Source organism: Massilia sp. Soil_C_3, assembly GCF_057657035.1.
On record NZ_JBDGJG010000006.1, the window covers coordinates 289,202 to 307,459 of the forward strand.

Genomic DNA, 18,258 nt, shown 5'->3' on the forward strand with positions numbered 1-18,258 from the left:
CGAGGTTGTATAGACAACCTAGACTTCAGAGCAGCTTTACGGCGCGCGCCGCTGGCGTGCGCCGTGTCACCGACCGAAGGAGCCGCCATGTCCCAAGATACCCGTCCTCTCGACGACCCGCGTTTCGACCCTACCCGCGTCATCCAAGCCCCGCGCGGCAGTCAGCTCAGCTGCAAGAGCTGGCTGACCGAAGCCGCCTACCGCATGATCCAGAACAACCTCGACGCCGAGGTCGCGGAAAACCCGCAACGCCTGGTGGTCTATGGCGGCATCGGCCGCGCCGCCCGCAACTGGGAGTGCTATGACCAGATCCTGGCCTCGCTGCGCACACTCGAGGATGACCAGACCCTCCTGATCCAGTCCGGCAAGCCGGTCGGCGTGTTCCAGACCCACCCGGATGCGCCGCGCGTGCTGCTGGCGAACTCGAACCTGGTGCCGAAATGGGCCGACTGGGAACACTTCAACGAACTCGATCGCAAGGGCCTGTTCATGTACGGCCAGATGACGGCCGGCAGCTGGATCTATATCGGCACCCAGGGCATCGTGCAGGGCACGTATGAAACCTTCGCCGAGGCGGGCCGCCAGCACTTTGGCGGCGATATGGCGGGACGCTGGGTGTTGACGGCGGGCCTGGGCGGCATGGGCGGCGCCCAGCCGCTGGCCGCGACCTTCGCCGGCGCCGTCTCGCTCACCGTCGAATGCCAGCAGAGCAGCATCGACTTCCGCCTGCGCACCCGCTACCTGGACAAGCAGGCGCACGACATCGACGAAGCGCTGGCCATGATCCGCCAGCACAAGGACGCGCGCGACGCCATCTCGATCGGCCTCCTCGGCAATGCCGCCGAAGTGCTGCCGGAACTGGTGCGCCGCGCGAAAGAGGGCGGCCTGGTGCCGGACCTGGTCACCGACCAGACCTCGGCCCATGACCTGATCAACGGCTACCTGCCGATCGGCTGGAGCGTCGATCAGTGGAAGGCGGCGCAGCAAGACCCTGCGCAACACCCACGCCTGAAGGCGGAAGCGGCGGCATCGTGCGCGATCCACGTGCGCGCCATCCTCGACTTCAAGGCGCTCGGCGCCCATGCCGTCGACTACGGCAACAATATCCGCCAGGTGGCCAAGGACGAAGGCGTGCAGGATGCCTTCGACTTCCCCGGCTTCGTGCCGGCGTATATCCGGCCGCAGTTCTGCGAAGGCCGCGGCCCGTTCCGCTGGGTGGCGCTGTCGGGCGACCCGGAAGACATTTACAAGACCGACGCCAAGATCAAGCAGCTGTTCCCGCACGACGCCCGAGTGCACCGCTGGCTCGACATGGCAAACGAACGGATCGCCTTCCAGGGCCTGCCGGCGCGCATCTGCTGGCTGGGCCTGGGCGAGCGCCACCTGGCCGGCCTGGCTTTCAACGAGATGGTGCGCACGGGCGAGCTGAAGGCGCCGATCGTGATCGGCCGCGACCACCTGGACACCGGTTCGGTGGCCAGCCCGAACCGCGAGACCGAGGCCATGCGCGACGGCACCGATGCGGTGTCCGACTGGCCGCTGCTGAACGCCTTGCTGAACACGGCCGGCGGCGCCACCTGGGTCTCGCTGCACCATGGCGGCGGCGTGGGCATGGGTTACTCGCAGCATTCCGGCGTGGTGATCGTGGCCGACGGCACCGACGCCGCCGCCAAGCGCCTGGCGCGGGTGCTGGTGAACGACAGCGCCTCGGGCGTGATGCGGCACGCCGACGCCGGCTATGACAGCGCCATCGACTGCGCCAAGCGCAATGGCCTGAACCTCCCAATGATCAAGTAACGCGAGCACAAGCTGATGAACGACACCAACAACTTCACCCTGCAACCAGGCCAGATGGCGCTGAGCGACCTGCGCGCCGTGTGGGCCGGGCGCCAGACTTTGAGCCTCGCGGCCGACGCCTGGGACGCCATCGCGGCATCGGCCGCCACGGTCGAGGCCATCGTCGCCAAGGGCGACCCGGCCTATGGCATCAACACCGGCTTCGGCATCCTGGCCAAGGCCCACATCCCGCACGACCAGCTGGCCACCTTGCAGCGCAACCTGATCCTGTCGCATGCGGTCGGCACCGGCGAACTGCTGTCGGACACCATCGTGCGCCTGATCCTCTTGACCAAGATCGGCAGCCTGGCGCGCGGCTATTCGGGCGTGCGCCCGGTGATCGTCGAGACCCTGATCGCCCTGTACAACGCCAACATCATGCCGGCCATTCCCTGCCAGGGATCGGTCGGCGCCTCGGGCGACCTGGCGCCGCTGGCGCATATGACCTTGGCGATGCTGGGCGTGGGCCAGGTGCGCCACAATGGCGTGCTGGTGGAGGCGGGCGATGCGCTGCGCGCGGCAGGCATCGAAACGGTGACGCTGGCGGCGAAAGAGGGCCTGGCCCTGATCAACGGCACGCAAGTGTCGACCGCGCTGGCGCTGCACGGCCTGTTCATGGCCGAACGCCTGCTGGAAGCGGCGATGGTCACCGGCTCGCTGTCGGTCGACGCCGCGCGCGGCAGCGATGCGCCGTTCGATCCGCGCATCCACGCGGTGCGCGGCCAGCCGGGCCAGATCGCGGCGGCGAAGATCTACCGAGAACTGGTGGCCGGCAGCGCCATCCGCGCCTCGCACCTGGTGGGCGACGAGCGGGTGCAGGACCCGTACAGCCTGCGCTGCCAGCCGCAGGTGATGGGCGCCGTGATGGACCTGATCGCCAATGCCGGCCGCACCCTGCTGATCGAGGCGAATGCGGTGACCGACAATCCCCTGCTGTTCGAGGGCGGAGAAATCATCTCTGGCGGCAACTTCCACGCCGAGCCGGTGGCCTTCGCCGCCGACACGCTGGCGCTGGCGATCGCCGAGATCGGCGCGCTGGCCGAGCGCCGCATCGCGCTGCTGATCGACGCTAACCTGTCCGGCCTGCCGGCCTTCCTGGTGCGCGAGCCAGGCCTCAATTCAGGCTTCATGATCGCCCACGTGACCGCCGCCGCGCTGGCCTCGGAGAACAAGTCGCTGGCCCATCCTGCCAGCGTCGACAGCCTGCCGACGTCGGCCAACCAGGAAGACCACGTGAGCATGGCGACCTTCGCTGCGCGCCGTCTCGACCAGATGGCGCACAATACGGCGGTCATCGTCGGGATCGAGCTGCTGGCGGCAAGCCAGGGGATCGAATTCCACCGCCCTTTGAAGAGCTCCGGGACGCTGGAGTCGGTGCATGCCCAGCTGCGCCAGCACGTCGCCCCCTACGATGCCGACCGCTTCTTCGCGCCCGATATCGAGGCCGCGCGCAAGCTGGTGGTCGACGGCGCGCTGTCGGCGTCGTGCAAGGAGTTGTTCACCGTGCTGCACCCATAAACCTGTAACGGAGAGGAGTCGTGATGGAGTTCCGGTTCAAGGCAGGCAGGCTTCCCATGCTGGTATCGATGCCGCATGCGGGCACCGACATTCCCGACGAGGTAGTGCAATCGCTGGCGCCCTGCGCCGCGGCGCGCGCCGACACCGACTGGCACTTGCCGGAACTGTACGGCTTCCTCGAAGAGATGGGCGTCTCGACCATCTCGGCGCGCTGGTCGCGCTACCTGATCGACCTGAACCGCCCACCGGAGAACACCAATCTGTATCCGGGCCTGGACACGACCGGCCTGTGCCCGCTCGACACCTTCGGCCGCGAGCGTCTCTACAAAGAGGGCATGGAGCCCGATGCGGCGGAGGTGCAGCGCCGCCTGGAACGCTATTGGCGGCCGTATCACGAGCAGCTACGCGCCGAACTCGATCGCCTGAAGGCCGAGCACGGCCGCGTAGTGCTGTGGGAAGCGCATTCCATTGCATCCATCGTGCCGCGCTTTTTCGAGGGCAAGCTGCCGGACCTGAACTTCGGCACCGCGGAAGGCAAATCCTGCGACCCGGGACTCGAGGAGGCCATCCTCGGCGTGGCGCGCGCCCAGGAGCGTTACACGGTCGCCCTGAACGGCCGCTTCAAGGGCGGCCACATCACGCGCCACTACGGCCAGCCGGCCAGCGGCGTGCACGCGATCCAGCTCGAGAAATGCCAGTGCCTGTACATGAACGAGGCGCCGCCGTTCGACTACCGTCCTGACGTCGCGGGCCAACTGCAACCGCTGCTGCGCGATATGGTCAATGCCGCGGTGAACTGGGTGCGTTCATGACGACCGCCCTGTTCGCGCGCCATGCGCTGCTGCCGCAGGGCTGGCGGCGCGACGTGCTCCTCGAATGGGATGCGCACGGCGACCTGACCCGGGTGTCGCCTGGCGCCACGGCGTCCCCCGGCACACGGCAGGCGCAATACGTCCTGCCCGGCATGGTCAACCTGCATTCGCACGCCTTCCAGCGCGCGCTGGGCGGCCTGACCGAAGTCGCCGGCGACGGGCCGGACAGCTTCTGGACCTGGCGCGACCTGATGTACCGCTTCGCGTCCCGCATTACGCCGGACCAGATCGAGGCCATCGCGGCCCAGCTGTTCGTCGAGTGCCTGCGCCACGGCTACACCTCGCTATGCGAGTTCCATTACCTGCAGCGCGACGTCGATGGCGCCGCCTATGCGCGGCCGGCCGAGACGGCCGAGCGTGTGGCCGCGGCGGGGCAGGCGACCGGCATGGGACTGACCCTGCTGCCGGTGCTGTACAGCCACGCCGGTTTCGGTGAGAAACCGCTGGCGCCGGCGCAGGCGCGCTTTCGCACGGACGTCGACGAGGTGCTCGGCATCGTCGAGGCGTTGGCGCCGCTGCGCAGCGGACAGCTGGAGGTCGGCGCCGCGCCGCATTCGCTGCGCGCGGCCACCATCGGCCAGATCCGCGAACTGGCGGCCGGCCTGCCGGGACGTCCGCTGCACATCCACATCGCCGAGCAGCAGGGCGAGGTGGAACAGTGCCTGGCGCATGCGGGACGGCGCCCGGTCGAGTACCTGATGGACCACGTCGCGCTCGATGCGCGCTGGTGCCTGGTGCATGCGACCCATTTGAACGAGACGGAAATCGCGGCGCTGGCGAAAAGCGGCGCGGTCGCCGGCCTGTGCCCGACCACCGAGGCCAACCTGGGCGATGGCCTGTTCCCGTTGGCGCCCTTCATCGAAGCGGGCGGACGTTTCGGCATCGGCAGCGACAGCCACGTGTCGCAAAGCCCGGTGGAAGAGTTGCGCTGGCTCGAGTACGGCCAACGCTTGCTGCACCAGAAGCGCAATGTGGCGCACACGCCCGCCCAGCGCGACGTGGGCGGCTTCCTGTGGCAGGCTGCTTTGGAAGGCGGCGCGGCCGCGGCGGGGCGGCGCGTCGGGCGGCTCGAGGCCGGGAGCCGCGCCGACCTGCTGGTGTTGGACGACAATCATCCTAACCTCGATGGGATCATTGAGGCCGAAGTGCTCGGACGTGTTGTATTCTGTGGCAACGATAACCTGGTGCGCGACGTGCTGTGCGGCGGCCGCTGGGTGGTCGAGAACGGGCGCCACATGGCGCAGGAGGCGATCGCCGGGCGTTACCGGCAAGCGCTGAATCAGTTGCGCGCAGTGTCCCAGGAGGTGGCGAAATGACTGTCTTGATTCCATTTGCAGGCTTGTCCCCGGTGCCGTGGAAGAACGGCGGCGGCAGCACGATCGAGATCGCGATCGGCCCGACTGACGCCGGCTTCGACGATTTCGACTGGCGCGTCAGCCTGGCGACCATTTCCGAGGACGGCGCGTTCTCGCAGTTCCCCGGCGTGGACCGCACCCTGGCGCTGGTCGACGGCCATGGCCTGACCTTGCAGATCGACGGCGAGCCGACCCTGATCAGCGACGCCGAGCCCGTGATCGCGTTCGACGGCGCCTCGGAAGTGCAGGCCCGGCTCAATCGCGGGCCGACCCTCGATTTCAACGTGATGTCGCGCAGCGAGCGTTGCTGGCACCAGTTCGGGCGGCGGCGCCTGAGCGGCGACTCCACCTTCGTGGCGCGCGCCGAGGTGACGGTGCTGTTCCTGGCCGAGGGCGACAGCCTGCAGCTGGCCAGCGACGACGAGCGCATCGGCCTGGTGCGCTACGACGCCGTGATCCTCGACCAGGGCACGGTGTGGTCGCTGGAGGCGGGGCAGGCCACGATCTTCATCGTCGACGTCCATTACTATTCGGAGGACGACGACGAGGCGATGTATGACTGAAGGTCAGCCTGACTGCGTGTTCACCAACGTCCACCTGGCGACGATGGAAGACGGCTACGGCGAGATAAGAGATGCCGCGCTGGCGGTGAAGGATGGCCGCATCGCCTGGGTCGGCAAGCGCGCCGACGCCCCGCAGGCAAGCCGGGTACACGATTGCGGGGGCGCCTGGATGACGCCGGGCATGGTCGACTGCCATACCCACGTGGTCCACGCCGGCAACCGCAGCAATGAATGGGAAGCGCGCCTGAACGGCGCCACCTATGAAGACATCGCGCGCCAGGGCGGCGGCATCATGTCGACCGTGCGCGCCACGCGCGAGGCCAGTGTCGACGACCTGGTCGCGGCCAGCCTGCCGCGCGTGCGCGCCCTGCTGGCCGAGGGCGTGACCACGCTCGAGATCAAGTCCGGCTACGGCCTCGAACAGGGCGCCGAAGAACGCATGCTGCGCGCCGCGCGCCGCATCGGCGAGCTGCTGCCGGTGCGGGTGGCGACCACCTTCCTCGGCGCGCACGCGCTGCCGCCGGAATTCGCCGGCCGCCAGGACGATTACGTGACTGAAGTGTGCGAACGCATGCTGCCGGCGCTGGCGGAGCAAGGCCTGGTCGACGCGGTCGACGCCTTTTGCGAACGGATCGGTTTTACCAGCGCCCAGACCGAGCGCGTATTCGACGCCGCGCGCAAGCTCGACCTGCCGCTCAAGCTGCACGCCGAGCAGTTGTCGGACCAGGGCGGGGCGGAGCTGGTGGCGCGTTACGAAGGCCTGTCGGCCGACCACCTGGAACACCTGAGCCCGCAAGGCATCGCGGCGATGGCGCGCGCCGGCACCGTGGCGGTGCTGCTGCCAGGGGCTTATTACTTTCTGCGTGAGACCGTGATGCCACCGATCGAGGCGCTGCGCGAAGCCGGCGTGCCGATGGCGGTTGCCACCGACTGCAATCCCGGCACCTCGCCGATGACCTCGCTGCTGCTGGCGATGAATATGGCCTGCACCTTGTGGCGCCTGACGCCGCAGGAAGCGCTGCTGGGCGCGACCGCCTATGGCGCGCTGGCCCTGGGCCTGCAGGCCGACATCGGCACCCTGACGGTCGGCAAGCGCGCCGACCTGGCCTTGTGGAAGATCGCCCGTCCCGCCGACCTGGCGTATGCGATCGGCTTCAATCCCTGCCAGGCCGTCGTGAATGGCGGCGTGCTGCGCGCGCCTCATCTGGCTGTCTAGTTCGGCAACACCTGTCCCCTTGCCGCAACACAGGCAGCCACAGTGGGTAGGTGCTTGATCACCCTCAAGCCTGGGTTTCGCGCCTGGTTGATGATGGATTCAAGACGCAATAAAGACTGATAGTTACAGCGGCGGTTACAGCGGTAAGCAAATGTAAGCCTTAATGGATCATTAAGAATGGCCGACTATAGTCATTCATGTGATTCCCATCTCCCCTCCCCATTTGCCAAAATGGGTTTGCCCACGGTGCTACGGCCCGTGGGTTTTTCTTTGTGCGCCGGTTTATTCAATTCCTTAGCTGCGCTGCGAAAGTGCTATCAGGCTGTCGCCGGTAACGCGGCAGATACGCCAATCCGGCATGACGTCCGCCCCCATGGCTTTATAAAACTGGATGGCCGGCTCGTTCCAGTCCAGCACCGACCATTCGAAACGGCCGCAGCCGCGTTCGACCGTCAGTTGCGCCAGGCGTTGGAGCATCTGCGTGCCATAGCCCTTGCCGCGGTGCGCCTGCTTCACATACAGGTCTTCCAGGTACAGGCCCTTCTTGGTGAGGAAGGTCGAGAAATTGTGGAAGAACAGGGCGAAGGTGACGACTTCACCGTTTTCTTCGCCGACGATCGCTTCGCACGATGGATGCGCGCCGAACAGGCCTTCGTGCAGCAGGGCTTCGGTGGCCACTACCATGTGTTCGAGTTTTTCAAAGACGGCCAGCTCCACGATCATGGCGTGGATGTGGGCGACGTCTTGCGGCTGGGCGGGGCGGATGGAGAAATTAACAGTCATGGCGATTCGATGGCATTGTTCAGGTTAGCGGATTGCACGCTCCTGGCGGCAGGCGCGCGCACGGCCCAGGCGACGCTGGCCAGGCACAGCACCATGCCCAGGAATTCGAGGAGGCCCGGGCGATAGTCTTCGAGCTGGACCGACAGCAGCACCGACAGCACGGGCGTGACGACGCCGATGTAGACGGCCTTGTTGGCGCCGATGCGGCCGATCAGGGTGAAATAGGCGAAGAAGGCGATCACCGAGCCGAAGATCGACAGGTAGACCAGGCCCGCCCAATAGGTGGCGCTGTCGGGCAGGGTGAAGGTATTGCCATTGGCCAGCGACCAGACCGCCACCATCGACGCGCCCCACAGCATCGACCAGGCCATCGTCAGTGGAAGGTTGGAACATTGTTCCTTGACCTTGTTGACCACGATGCTGCCGGCCGAGCTGGCCAGGGTGGCGGCCAGCGCCAGCACCACGCCGGCCAGGAAATGGCCGTCGCCGCCTGTTTTCAATTCTTGCCAGGCATCGCTGATCGAGTGCCAGAACAGCAGGGCCACGCCGACGGTGGCGATGGCGCCGCAGGCCCAGGTGCGGCGGCTGATGGCAGTGCCGAAGAAGATGCGGCTCCAGATCGGCGTCCAGAACACCATCAGCGCGAACATCACCGCTACCAAACCGGACACGATGTGCTGCTCCGATTCATAGGTGCAAATATACGAGATGCCGAAGGTCAGGCCGCCCTGCAGCGCCATCCAGCGATGGGTGCGCCAGGGCAACCGCAGGCTGTCGCGGCGCACCAGGCAGATGGCGAACAGGGCAGCAGCGGCCAGGAAGAAACGGTAGGCCACCGACACGGCGGGAGCGACGTGTCCCAGCTGTAAAGTGATGGCCCAGAAGGTCGAGCCCCAGATCAGCGAGGCGACGATGAAGAGGACGGGAGAAGACATTCGCGGGAGTATAGTCCTCCCGCTTTGTTCCTGCCGGCATCTTTTAAGACGACGGGGCGGTGTGCTGTATCAAAACCGCAACATCGTCGTCCGGGTGGTCAATAGGCCAGCCGCATCCGCCGATACAGGAAGCTCAGCACGAACAATGGCCCGATCAGCAAGAAGCGCAGGTCGTCGAAGAACGACGGTTTCTTGCCCTCGATATGGTGGCCGATGAATTGCCCGATCCAGGCCAGCACGAACACCCCGATCGAGGTCACCAGCACGGTGCCCTCCGGCAGCATGTTCAGCAGACCCAGCATCACGGCGGCCATCGCCGCCATCCCGAGCGCGAACGGCCTGGACAGCCTGGCGTAATAGACCAGCGCGGCGGCCACGACCGCCAGGGCCACGATCGGGTGAATTGCCCACAGGATGCCCAGCAGGCTGAACACGATGGCGGGGATGCAGACGAAGTGGATCAGTTCGTTGACGGGATTGCGGTGGCTCTCGGCATAGCGGGCCAGCAAGACGTCGATATCGCGCGGCGTAGAGGAAAATTCCATGACGGCGTCTCCGGTTGTTATGCCGACGATTCTACGCCGGCTTCAGCCGCCTTGTCCCGCCTGCCGCGCGCTTGAAGGCAGGGCCGGCACGGGCGCCGCGGTGTCGGCCGGCTGCAGGCGCAGGTTCGGATGATTCGCGAACAGTTCCGAGATCCATTCGACGAACACCCGCACCTTGGCCGACAGGTGGCGGTTGTGCGGATAGACGATGTGCACCGGCAGCGGATCGCAGCGCCATTCGGGCAGCAGGCGCACCATCTTGCCGGTGGCCAGGTATTCGTTGAGCAGGTAGTCCGTCATATTGATCACGCCCAGGCCGGACAATCCCGCCTGGACATAGGCGCTGGAATCGTTCAGGGCGATCACGCCGGGCAGGGTCATCTCGATGCGCTCGCCATCGTGGTTGTAATCCCAATTCAGGATCTTGCCATTCCTTGCCGAGAAATAATTGACGCAGCGGTGGCGCTCCAGGTCGCGCGGGTGCATGGGCATGCCATAGCGTTCCACATAGGCGGGCGAGGCGGCGGTCACGAAGTTGATCACTCCGACACGGCGTGCGATCAGGTTGGTGTCCAGCAACTCCCCGCCTCGGACCGCGCAATCGACGCCTTCCTCGATCAGGTCGACCGGACGGTCGGTCGTGCCGAGCTCGAGCGTGATGTCCGGATAGCGCTCGAAGAAGTCGGGTAGGGCGGGAATGAGGATCTCGGACGTCAACCCGGTCGGCGTATCGACCCGCAGGCGCCCGCTGGGGCTGAAGCGGTGGCGCGACAGCGATTCCTCGGCATCGCGCACGTCCGACAGGATGCGCACGCAACGCTCATAATAGGCAGCGCCGTCCGACGTCACCGACACATGGCGCGTGGTGCGGTGCAAGAGCTTGGAAGCGAGCGATGATTCGAGCGACTGGATCAGCGTCGACACGGTCGCCTTGGGCAATTGCAGGGTCTCGGCAGCGCGCGTGAAGCTGCCGGCGTCGACCACCTGCACGAAGACTTCCATGGCCTGGAGTTTGTTCATATCCTGTTCTCTGGATCAAGGGGTAGAGAAAAATGCGCGGATTGTTCAGTAATCCGAACAATCAATTCGGTATTGCCATCTTTATCTGATTGTAGATGAAGACTATTATGTGTGCATCGCAACAATGTATTGACCAGGAAGACGGAGCAGGCCATGAGCCATCGGAACATTCAGAACGGAATCTTTACCACGGTAGCAGTCGCCCTGAGCGGCGTGGCACTGGCGGCACTGCTCTGCACCGATGCCTACTCGCGCGCCGCCGGCGCCGAGGCACGTGGTTTCCACGCGCTGTCCCTCGAAATGCAGATGAGCTGCGTGGGCGATTGCGCCGGCGTCGACGCTCGCATCGTCGAGCTCCAGAAACAGGGTGGCGCCCGATGAGCGCCGTGCTGGAAGCCGTCGACCGCACCCTGAAGGTGCGCGAGCTCGAGGTCGGTGGCGCCACCGGCCCGCTGGCCGCACGGTTGTATGCCGCCGGCCCGGCGGTCAAGCGCGACTTGCTGGTGGTGCACTTCCACGGCGGCGGCTTCGATCGCGGCGACCTGGACGAGTGTGACGATTTCCTGCGCACCATGGCCGAATGCGACCACCTGCCGCTGGTGCTGGCCTCCACCTATACGCTGGCGACCGTGAGCCCGTTCCCGGCCGCGGTGGAGGATGCCCATGCGGTGCTGCAATGGGCCAAGAAGAACAAGACCAAGCTGGGCTGGAATGGCAAGCTCCTGGTGACGTCCGGCATCGAAGCCGGCGCCAACCTGGCGGCGGTGTGCGCGCTGATGTCGCGCGACCGCGGCGGCCCGGCCCTGGCTGGCCAGATCCTGGTCATGCCGATGCTCGACCCGGCCCTCTCTACCGGTTCGATGCGCCAAATGACCTATTGTGCCGATCGCGAAAAAGCGGCTACCGTATGTGCGGCCGCCTACCGCGGCTATCTGCCGCATGCGGCCGACCGCTCGCATCCGTATGCGGCGCCGCTGCACTCGAGCCGCCTCAAGAACCTGGCCCCGGCCCTGATCTTGTCGGCCGAAGACGACCCATTGCGCGACGAGGCCGAACAATACGGCGCAAAACTGATCAATGCCGGCATCTGCACCACCGTGCGCCGCATGGCCGCACCAGACCTGCAGGATCCGAACGGGCGCAACGAGTGCGCCTGCAAGGTGCAGGCAATGCTTGAAATCTCCAGCTTCCTCGCGCGGCTGGAGGGGCGCGGGGGCGCCTGACGGTTCAGCACCAGTCCACCTGACGCCTGGCCGAGCCGGGCACACAATCGTATCGCAAGACACCGTGCCAAGTGCATTGGTGGGGGAATCGCTGTAACTGCGTCTTTCGCAGTTTATGCGGGTAAGTAAGAGTAAATCTACAAAGGAGGGTCGCCATGAATCACAACGAGCAGGCACGGGGCCGGCGGTTGCAAGCAGCGCGCGACTGTCCACGGGCCTGAGCCCGGCGCTGCCGGCATGAACTGACCGGCCGCGCTCCATCCAGATACTGAACTTTTTTCCGCGCTGCGGCGCGGAAGGGGATTCTTTTCGCCAGCGTTTCGCTCGACTCGACAAGTCGACGACGCCGGACGGGGTTTTATTGTCTTTTCAATCGTGTTTAATAAGAAGGGTTAATCATGAATAACCAACCAGAACTGGGCAAAACAAAGGGTCTGTTGCAGGGCAACCTGCGCGTGATCGTCGCTGCGCTGGCGCTCGCCGGCGTGGTCGGCGCCGGTGTGACCGGCTGCGCCGACGCCAACAGCAACGATGCGCCGGCCGCGCCCCCGGCGCCGCCGGTGTCCGCCGCCGTGGTGCTGCAAAAACCCGTCCTCGAGACCCAGGAATTCTCGGGCCGCCTCGAAGCGATCGACGTGGTCGAGATCCGTTCACGCGTCTCGGGCTACATCACCGCCGTCAATTTCAAGCCGGGCGCCGAAGTCAAGAAGGGCGACGTGCTGTTCGTGATCGACCCGCGTCCTTACCAGGCCGAGTCCGACCGCACCCAGGCCGCGGCGGCTGCCGCCCGCGCCCGCGCCGACCTGGCGCGCCTGGAGCTGCAGCGTGCCGAGCGCCTGCTGGGCGACAAAGCCATCGCCCAGCGTGAGTTCGACGAACGCGACGCCGGCCAGAAGGAACTCGACGCCACCGCCCGCGCCGCCGCCGCCGAACACGAAGCCGCGCGCCTGAACCTGGCCTATACCCGCGTCACTGCCCCGATCGACGGCCGCGTCTCGAAAGCCGAAATCACCCTCGGCAACCTGGTCGACGCCAGCGCGGTGCTGACCTCGGTCGTGTCGCTGGACCGCATCTACGCCAGCTTCGACGGCGACGAAAGCACCTATCTGCGCGTAAGCCGCCGCACCCACGCCGGCCAGCCGGTCGACGTGAAGGTCGGCCTGGCCGGCGAAGAAGGCTTCCCGCACAGCGGCAAGCTCGAATTCGTCGACAACCAGCTCGATAGCCGCAGCGGCAGCGTGCGCATGCGCGCCACCCTGGCCAACGCCGACCGCCAGCTGGCGCCAGGCCTGTTCGCCCGCGTCCAGATCGCCGGCGGCGCGCCGAGCCAGCAGATCCTGATCCAGGACCGCGCCATCAACACCGACCAGGACCGCAAGTTCGTCTACGTGGTCGATAAAGACGGCAAGGCCGAATACCGCGCCGTCAAGCTCGGACCGCTGGACGATGGCTTGCGCGTGGTGCGCGAAGGCCTGAAACCGGGCGAGAAGATCGTCGTCAACGGCCTGCAGCGCGTGCGTCCCGGCGCGCCGATCGCCGCCCAAACCGTGCCGATGGTGGCCCCCGCGGCCGCAGCCCCGGCGGCCAAGGACGCCAAAGTGGCGCTGGCCGACGTCAAGGAGTAATCGAACATGAACTTTTCCAGATTCTTTGTCGACAAGCCGATCTTCGCGGCGGTGCTGTCGGTGATCATCTTCGTCGGCGGCCTGATTTCGATCTTCCAGCTGCCGATCTCGGAGTATCCGGAAGTGGTGCCGCCATCGGTGGTGGTGCGCGCCCAGTATCCGGGCGCGAACCCGAAGGTGATCGCCGAAACCGTGGCCACGCCGCTTGAAGAACAGATCAACGGCGTCGAGGACATGCTGTACATGTCCTCGCAAAACACCTCGGATGGCGCGCTGATGCTGACCGTCACCTTCAAGATCGGCACCAACGTCGAGCAGGCCGAGACCGCGGTGCAGAACCGGGTCCAGCGCGCCTTGCCGCGCCTGCCGGAAGAGGTGCGCCAGATCGGTGTGACCACGGTGAAATCGTCGCCCAACATCACCATGGTGGTGCACCTGAATTCGCCCAATGGCCAATACGATGACCTGTACCTGCGCAACTACGCGGTGCTGAACGTCAAGGACCAGCTGGCCCGCATCAATGGCATGGGCGAGGTGCAGCTGTTCGGTTCCGGCGAATACGCGATGCGGGTCTGGCTCGATCCGCAGAAGGTGGCAGCGCGCAACCTGACCGCGGGCGATGTGGTCGAGGCGATCCGCGAACAGAACGTGCAGGTCGCGGCCGGCGTGATCGGCCAGGGTCCGGCCAAGGACGCCGACTTCCAGCTGACCGTCAACACGGTGGGCCGCCTGCAGAGCGTCGAGGAATTCGGCGACATCGTCTTGAAGACCAATGCCGACGGCGGCACCACGCTGCTCAAGGACGTGGCGCGCCTGGAACTCGGTTCCAGCTCGTATGCACTGCGCTCGCTGCTGAACAACAAGTCGGCGGTGGCGATTCCGATCTTCGCCGCCCCTGGCGCCAACGACCTGCAATTATCAAGCGACGTGCGCGCCACGATGGATACGCTGGCGCAGGACTTCCCGCAGGGCGTCGAGTACTCGATCGTGTATGACCCGACCCAGTTCGTGCGCGAATCGATCGACTCGGTGATCAAGACCCTGCTCGAAGCCGTGGTGCTGGTGGCACTGGTCGTGATCATCTTCCTGCAAACCTGGCGCGCCTCGATCATCCCGCTGCTGGCGGTGCCGGTCTCGGTGGTCGGTACCTTCGCCGTGATGCTGGCCTTCGGCTTCTCGATCAACACCTTGTCGCTGTTCGGCCTGGTGCTGGCGATCGGTATCGTGGTCGACGATGCGATCGTGGTGGTGGAAAACGTCGAACGGAATATCGCCAATGGCTTGACGCCGCACGATGCGACGATCCAGGCAATGAAGGAAGTCTCCGGTCCGATCATCGCCATCGCGCTGGTGCTGTGCGCCGTGTTCGTGCCGATCGCCTTCGTGGCCGGCCTGACCGGCCAGTTCTACCGCCAGTTCGCCCTGACCATCGCGATTTCGACCGTGATCTCGGCCTTCGTATCGCTGACCCTGGCCCCGGCCCTGTCGGCCTCGATCCTGCAGCCGCATCATGCGCCGAAGGACCGGTTGACGCGCATGATCGACGCCGTGTTCGGCCGCTTCTTCGCCGTGTTCAACCGCTTCTTCGCCCGTTCGTCCGAGAAGTACGAAGTCGGTGTGAAAGGTGTCCTGCGCCGCAAGACCGCCGCCATCGGCGTCTACCTGGCGCTGGCCGTGGCCGCCGTGTTCATGTTCAAGGCAGTGCCGCCGGGCTTCGTGCCGCAGCAGGATAAAGCCTACCTGATCGGCTTCGCCCAGCTGCCGGACGCCGCGTCGCTCGACCGTACCGAAGCCGTGATCCGCCAGATGTCGTCCATCGCCAAGGAAATCCCTGGCGTGGAATCGTCGATCGCCTTCCCGGGCCTGTCGATCAACGGCTTTACCAATGCGCCGAACGCCGGCATCGTGTTCACCAGCCTGAAGCCGTTCAAGGACCGCAAGGGCAAGGACATGAGCGCGGACGCCATCGCGGCCGAGATCAACAAGCGCATGGGCGCCGTCGAAGACGCCTTCGTGCTGGTGCTGTCGCCACCGCCTGTGAACGGCCTGGGCACCACCGGCGGCTTCAAGATGATGATCGAAGACCGCGGCAACGTCGGCTACGACGAGTTGAACAACGCGGTGCAGGCGCTGCAGGGACGCGCCTGGCAGACCCCTGAGCTGGCCGGCGTGTTCTCTGGCTTCCAGATCAACGTGCCGCAGCTGTTCGCCGACATCGACCGCGTGAAAGCCAAGCAGCTGGGCGTGCCGCTGTCCGCGATCAACCAGACCTTGCAGGTCAACCTGGGTTCGGTGTACGTGAACGACTTCAACCAGTTCGGCCGTACCTACCAGGTGCGCGTGCAGGCTGACGCCGAGTTCCGTTCGCACCGCGAGCAGATCGAGCAGCTGAAGGTGCGCAGCAATACCGGCGAGATGATTCCGCTGTCGTCGGTGATGCGCGTGAAGGACACCTATGGTCCGGACCGCGTGACGCGCTACAACGGCTATGTGTCGGCCGAGATGAATGGCGGCGCCGCTCCGGGCGTGTCGTCGGGCCAGGCGCAGGCCATCATGGAACAGCTCGCGAAAGAGACGCTGCCGAAGGGCGTGTCGTACGAGTGGACCGAGCTGACCTACCAGGACATCCTGTCGGGTAACACCATGATCTATGTGTTCCCGCTGTGCGTGCTGCTGGTGTTCCTGGTGCTGGCCGCCCAGTACGAAAGCTGGACCCTGCCGCTGTCGGTGATCCTGATCGTGCCGATGTCGATCCTGTGCGCGCTGGCCGGCGTCAAGCTGTCGGGTGGCGACAACAATGTGTTTACCCAGATCGCCTTGTTCGTGCTGGTGGGGCTGGCCTCGAAGAACGCGATCCTGATCGTGGAATTCGCCCGCGAACTCGAAGACCATGGCCGCAGCGTGATCGACGCCGCCCTGGAAGCTTCCCGCCTGCGCCTGCGTCCGATCCTGATGACGTCGATCGCCTTCATCGCCGGCGTGGTGCCGCTGGTGTTCTCGAGCGGCGCCGGCGCCGAGATGCGCCACGCGATCGGCATTGCCGTGTTCTGGGGCATGCTGGGCGTGACCTTCTTCGGCCTGTTCCTGACGCCGCTGTTCTACGTGCTGCTGCGCATGCTGGCCAAGCGCTTTGAAAAACCTGCGAAGGCGCCTGCCGTGGCGCACAACGCGGAAGGAGTACATTGAGATGAATAATCCATTCATTCGTCGCGGCGTCGCGCCGCTGCTGGCAGCCTTGCTGCTCACCGCCTGCGCCACGCCGGACTTCGTCCAGCCGCACGTCGCCACCCCGACCGCCTTCCGCGAGTCGCAGGCGCCGGCCGCGGCCGACGTCGAAGTAGCGGGCATCGACGGCGCGCGCTGGAAGCCGGCGCAGCCGGCCGAAGCACAGGCGCGCGGCCAGTGGTGGCTGGCCTTCAACGACCCGGCGCTCACCGCGCTGATCGAGGAAGCCGCCGCCAACAACGCCAACCTGTCGGTCGCGGCCAGCCGCGTCAAGCAGGCGCGGGCCATCGCCGGCATCGCCGAAGCCGACCGCATCCCGCAAGTGGGCATCGGCATCGGCGCCCAGCGCGCACGCCTGTCGCCGCTGGAATCGAACCTGCCGCAGGGCGCCGACACCGAAGCGCGCAACAGCTATACGGCGCGCCTCTCGGCCAGCTACGAGGTCGACCTGTTCGGCCGCGTGGCGGCCGGCGTGTCGGCGGCGCGCGGCGACGCGGCGACGTCCGAGGCGAACTTCCGCTCGGTGCTGCTGGCGCTGCAGGCCGACGTGGCCCAGACCTATTTCAGGCTGCGCGCGCTGGACGCCGAACTCGTGACGGTGGACCAGACCGTGCGCCTGCGTGAAGAGAGCGTGGGCGTGACCCAGCGCCGCTTCGACCTGGGCGACATCGGCGAATTCGACCTGTCGCGCGCCCGCACCGAGCTGGCCACGGCGCGCGCCGAAGCGATCGGCGTGCAGCGCCAGCGCGCCACCACCGAGCACGCGCTTGCCGTCTTGCTGGGCAAACCGGCGGCCGACTACGTGGCCGGCCCGAGCCCGCTGCTCGATGCGAGCCTGATGCCAGCGATTCCCGCCGGCCTGCCGTCGTCGCTGCTGGAGCGTCGTCCCGACATCGTCGCCGCCCAGCGTGCGATGGAAGCGTCCAACGCCCGCATCGGCGTGGCGCGCGGCGCCATGTTCCCGGCGCTGACCATCAGCGCCGATGGTGGCGGCGTGGGCGGCGTGTTCTCGGAAGTGTTCAAGTGGAGCAGCCGCTCGTGGGTGGTCGGCGCGCTGGCCTCCATGCCGCTGATCGACGGTGGCCGCAACCGCAACAACGTGCTGCGCAGCGAAGCGGCCCTCGAGGAATCGGTCGGCACCTATCGCCAGAGCGTGCTGGTGGCGTTCGCCGAAGTCGAGGACAATCTGGCCGGCCTGCGCATCCTGGCCGGCCAGTCGGCCCAGATCGACGCCGCCGTGGTCTCGGCGCGCCGTTCGGCCGACCTGGCGCAGAAGCTGTACGACGCGGGCCGTTCGAGCTACCTGGAACTGCTCGACGCGCAGCGCAACCTGGCGGCGGTGGAACGCAGCGCGGTGCAGCTGCGCGGCGACCGCGCGCTGACCACTGTGGCGCTGATCCGGTCGCTGGGTGGCGGCTGGGATGCGGCGCCGGCGGGAACGACGACCCTGGCACAGCGTTGAACTGATTTACCCCTGGCGTTTGTTTGCCCTTTGCGGCGGTGCGTGCGAGCGTACCGCCGCTTTTTTAATGCGATTGCGAC

15 protein-coding genes are annotated in these 18,258 nt (G+C 66.3%); 11 read left to right on the forward strand and 4 right to left on the reverse strand.

What is annotated here, in order from left to right:
* Window positions 1-87 precede the first annotated feature (87 nt).
* The 6 genes from hutU to hutI are packed head-to-tail and all read left to right on the forward strand — an operon-like array spanning window position 88 to window position 7,360.
* Entirely contained in the window at window positions 88-1,797 is a 1,710-nt protein-coding gene (hutU, locus tag AC3A6F_RS14225) for a urocanate hydratase (protein WP_487681750.1), read from the forward strand.
* Window positions 1,798-1,812: 15 nt separating this feature from the next.
* Window positions 1,813-3,354, forward strand: coding sequence for a histidine ammonia-lyase (hutH, locus tag AC3A6F_RS14230; protein WP_487681752.1), 1,542 nt, complete (start codon window positions 1,813-1,815; stop codon window positions 3,352-3,354).
* Window positions 3,355-3,377: 23 nt separating this feature from the next.
* Complete coding sequence (hutG, locus tag AC3A6F_RS14235; RefSeq protein WP_487682093.1) at window positions 3,378-4,166, forward strand: N-formylglutamate deformylase; 789 nt, start codon at window positions 3,378-3,380, stop codon at window positions 4,164-4,166.
* Entirely contained in the window at window positions 4,163-5,542 is a 1,380-nt protein-coding gene (locus tag AC3A6F_RS14240; protein WP_487681754.1) for a formimidoylglutamate deiminase, read from the forward strand. The genes hutG and AC3A6F_RS14240 overlap by 4 nt, the downstream gene beginning before the upstream one ends.
* The gene (locus AC3A6F_RS14245) at window positions 5,539-6,144 is read left to right on the forward strand and encodes a HutD/Ves family protein (protein ID WP_487681756.1); all 606 of its coding nucleotides are present in this window, start codon (window positions 5,539-5,541) and stop codon (window positions 6,142-6,144) included. The genes AC3A6F_RS14240 and AC3A6F_RS14245 overlap by 4 nt, the downstream gene beginning before the upstream one ends.
* Entirely contained in the window at window positions 6,137-7,360 is a 1,224-nt protein-coding gene (gene hutI / locus AC3A6F_RS14250; RefSeq protein ID WP_487681758.1) for an imidazolonepropionase, read from the forward strand. The genes AC3A6F_RS14245 and hutI overlap by 8 nt, the downstream gene beginning before the upstream one ends.
* Window positions 7,361-7,654: 294 nt before the next feature.
* Here the strand turns inward: hutI and AC3A6F_RS14255 are convergent, their stop codons facing one another.
* The 4 genes from AC3A6F_RS14255 to AC3A6F_RS14270 form a co-directional block, all read right to left on the reverse strand.
* Window positions 7,655-8,143 carry an N-acetyltransferase family protein gene (locus AC3A6F_RS14255; protein ID WP_487681760.1) on the reverse strand — a complete coding sequence of 163 codons (489 nt, stop codon included), beginning with the start codon at window positions 8,141-8,143 and terminating at the stop codon, window positions 7,655-7,657.
* Window positions 8,140-9,078, reverse strand: coding sequence for a DMT family transporter (locus AC3A6F_RS14260; RefSeq protein ID WP_487681762.1), 939 nt, complete (start codon window positions 9,076-9,078; stop codon window positions 8,140-8,142). The genes AC3A6F_RS14255 and AC3A6F_RS14260 overlap by 4 nt, the downstream gene beginning before the upstream one ends.
* Window positions 9,079-9,176: 98 nt before the next feature.
* A complete protein-coding gene (locus AC3A6F_RS14265; RefSeq protein ID WP_487681764.1) occupies window positions 9,177-9,623 on the reverse strand; it encodes an Mpo1 family 2-hydroxy fatty acid dioxygenase in 447 nt (148 codons plus the stop codon).
* 42 nt (window positions 9,624-9,665) lie between these two features.
* Window positions 9,666-10,643, reverse strand: coding sequence for a LysR family transcriptional regulator (locus tag AC3A6F_RS14270; protein ID WP_487681766.1), 978 nt, complete (start codon window positions 10,641-10,643; stop codon window positions 9,666-9,668).
* Window positions 10,644-10,796: 153 nt separating this feature from the next.
* Between AC3A6F_RS14270 and AC3A6F_RS14275 the strand changes: the two genes are divergently transcribed.
* The 5 genes from AC3A6F_RS14275 to AC3A6F_RS14295 all read left to right on the forward strand — a co-directional run bounded on the left by AC3A6F_RS14275 (window position 10,797) and on the right by AC3A6F_RS14295 (window position 18,178).
* A complete protein-coding gene (locus AC3A6F_RS14275) occupies window positions 10,797-11,024 on the forward strand; it encodes a hypothetical protein (RefSeq protein WP_320474015.1) in 228 nt (75 codons plus the stop codon).
* The gene (locus tag AC3A6F_RS14280) at window positions 11,021-11,866 is read left to right on the forward strand and encodes an alpha/beta hydrolase (protein ID WP_487681769.1); all 846 of its coding nucleotides are present in this window, start codon (window positions 11,021-11,023) and stop codon (window positions 11,864-11,866) included. Before AC3A6F_RS14275 ends, AC3A6F_RS14280 begins: the two co-directional genes overlap by 4 nt.
* Before the next feature lie 398 nt (window positions 11,867-12,264).
* Window positions 12,265-13,491, forward strand: a complete 1,227-nt coding sequence (locus tag AC3A6F_RS14285; RefSeq protein ID WP_487681770.1) for an efflux RND transporter periplasmic adaptor subunit — start codon at window positions 12,265-12,267, stop codon at window positions 13,489-13,491.
* Window positions 13,492-13,497: 6 nt separating this feature from the next.
* Window positions 13,498-16,677 carry an efflux RND transporter permease subunit gene (locus AC3A6F_RS14290; RefSeq protein ID WP_487681772.1) on the forward strand — a complete coding sequence of 1,060 codons (3,180 nt, stop codon included), beginning with the start codon at window positions 13,498-13,500 and terminating at the stop codon, window positions 16,675-16,677.
* Window position 16,678: 1 nt separating this feature from the next.
* Window positions 16,679-18,178: an efflux transporter outer membrane subunit gene (locus tag AC3A6F_RS14295; RefSeq protein ID WP_487681774.1), complete on the forward strand. Its 1,500-nt coding sequence runs from the start codon at window positions 16,679-16,681 to the stop codon at window positions 18,176-18,178.
* Window positions 18,179-18,258: the final 80 nt, after the last annotated feature.

Bases quoted from the DNA above. Each gene is read 5' to 3' on its own strand.
- hutU (WP_487681750.1), top strand. From the start codon at position 88: ATGTCCCAAGATACCCGTCCTCTCGACGACCCGCGTTTCGACCCTACC.
- AC3A6F_RS14260 (WP_487681762.1), bottom strand. From the start codon at position 9,078: ATGTCTTCTCCCGTCCTCTTCATCGTCGCCTCGCTGATCTGGGGCTCG.
- hutI (WP_487681758.1), top strand. From the start codon at position 6,137: ATGACTGAAGGTCAGCCTGACTGCGTGTTCACCAACGTCCACCTGGCG.
- AC3A6F_RS14255 (WP_487681760.1), bottom strand. From the start codon at position 8,143: ATGACTGTTAATTTCTCCATCCGCCCCGCCCAGCCGCAAGACGTCGCC.
- AC3A6F_RS14265 (WP_487681764.1), bottom strand. From the start codon at position 9,623: ATGGAATTTTCCTCTACGCCGCGCGATATCGACGTCTTGCTGGCCCGC.
- AC3A6F_RS14245 (WP_487681756.1), top strand. From the start codon at position 5,539: ATGACTGTCTTGATTCCATTTGCAGGCTTGTCCCCGGTGCCGTGGAAG.
- AC3A6F_RS14270 (WP_487681766.1), bottom strand. From the start codon at position 10,643: ATGAACAAACTCCAGGCCATGGAAGTCTTCGTGCAGGTGGTCGACGCC.
- AC3A6F_RS14275 (WP_320474015.1), top strand. From the start codon at position 10,797: ATGAGCCATCGGAACATTCAGAACGGAATCTTTACCACGGTAGCAGTC.
- hutH (WP_487681752.1), top strand. From the start codon at position 1,813: ATGAACGACACCAACAACTTCACCCTGCAACCAGGCCAGATGGCGCTG.
- AC3A6F_RS14240 (WP_487681754.1), top strand. From the start codon at position 4,163: ATGACGACCGCCCTGTTCGCGCGCCATGCGCTGCTGCCGCAGGGCTGG.
- AC3A6F_RS14290 (WP_487681772.1), top strand. From the start codon at position 13,498: ATGAACTTTTCCAGATTCTTTGTCGACAAGCCGATCTTCGCGGCGGTG.
- AC3A6F_RS14285 (WP_487681770.1), top strand. From the start codon at position 12,265: ATGAATAACCAACCAGAACTGGGCAAAACAAAGGGTCTGTTGCAGGGC.
- hutG (WP_487682093.1), top strand. From the start codon at position 3,378: ATGGAGTTCCGGTTCAAGGCAGGCAGGCTTCCCATGCTGGTATCGATG.
- AC3A6F_RS14280 (WP_487681769.1), top strand. From the start codon at position 11,021: ATGAGCGCCGTGCTGGAAGCCGTCGACCGCACCCTGAAGGTGCGCGAG.
- AC3A6F_RS14295 (WP_487681774.1), top strand. From the start codon at position 16,679: ATGAATAATCCATTCATTCGTCGCGGCGTCGCGCCGCTGCTGGCAGCC.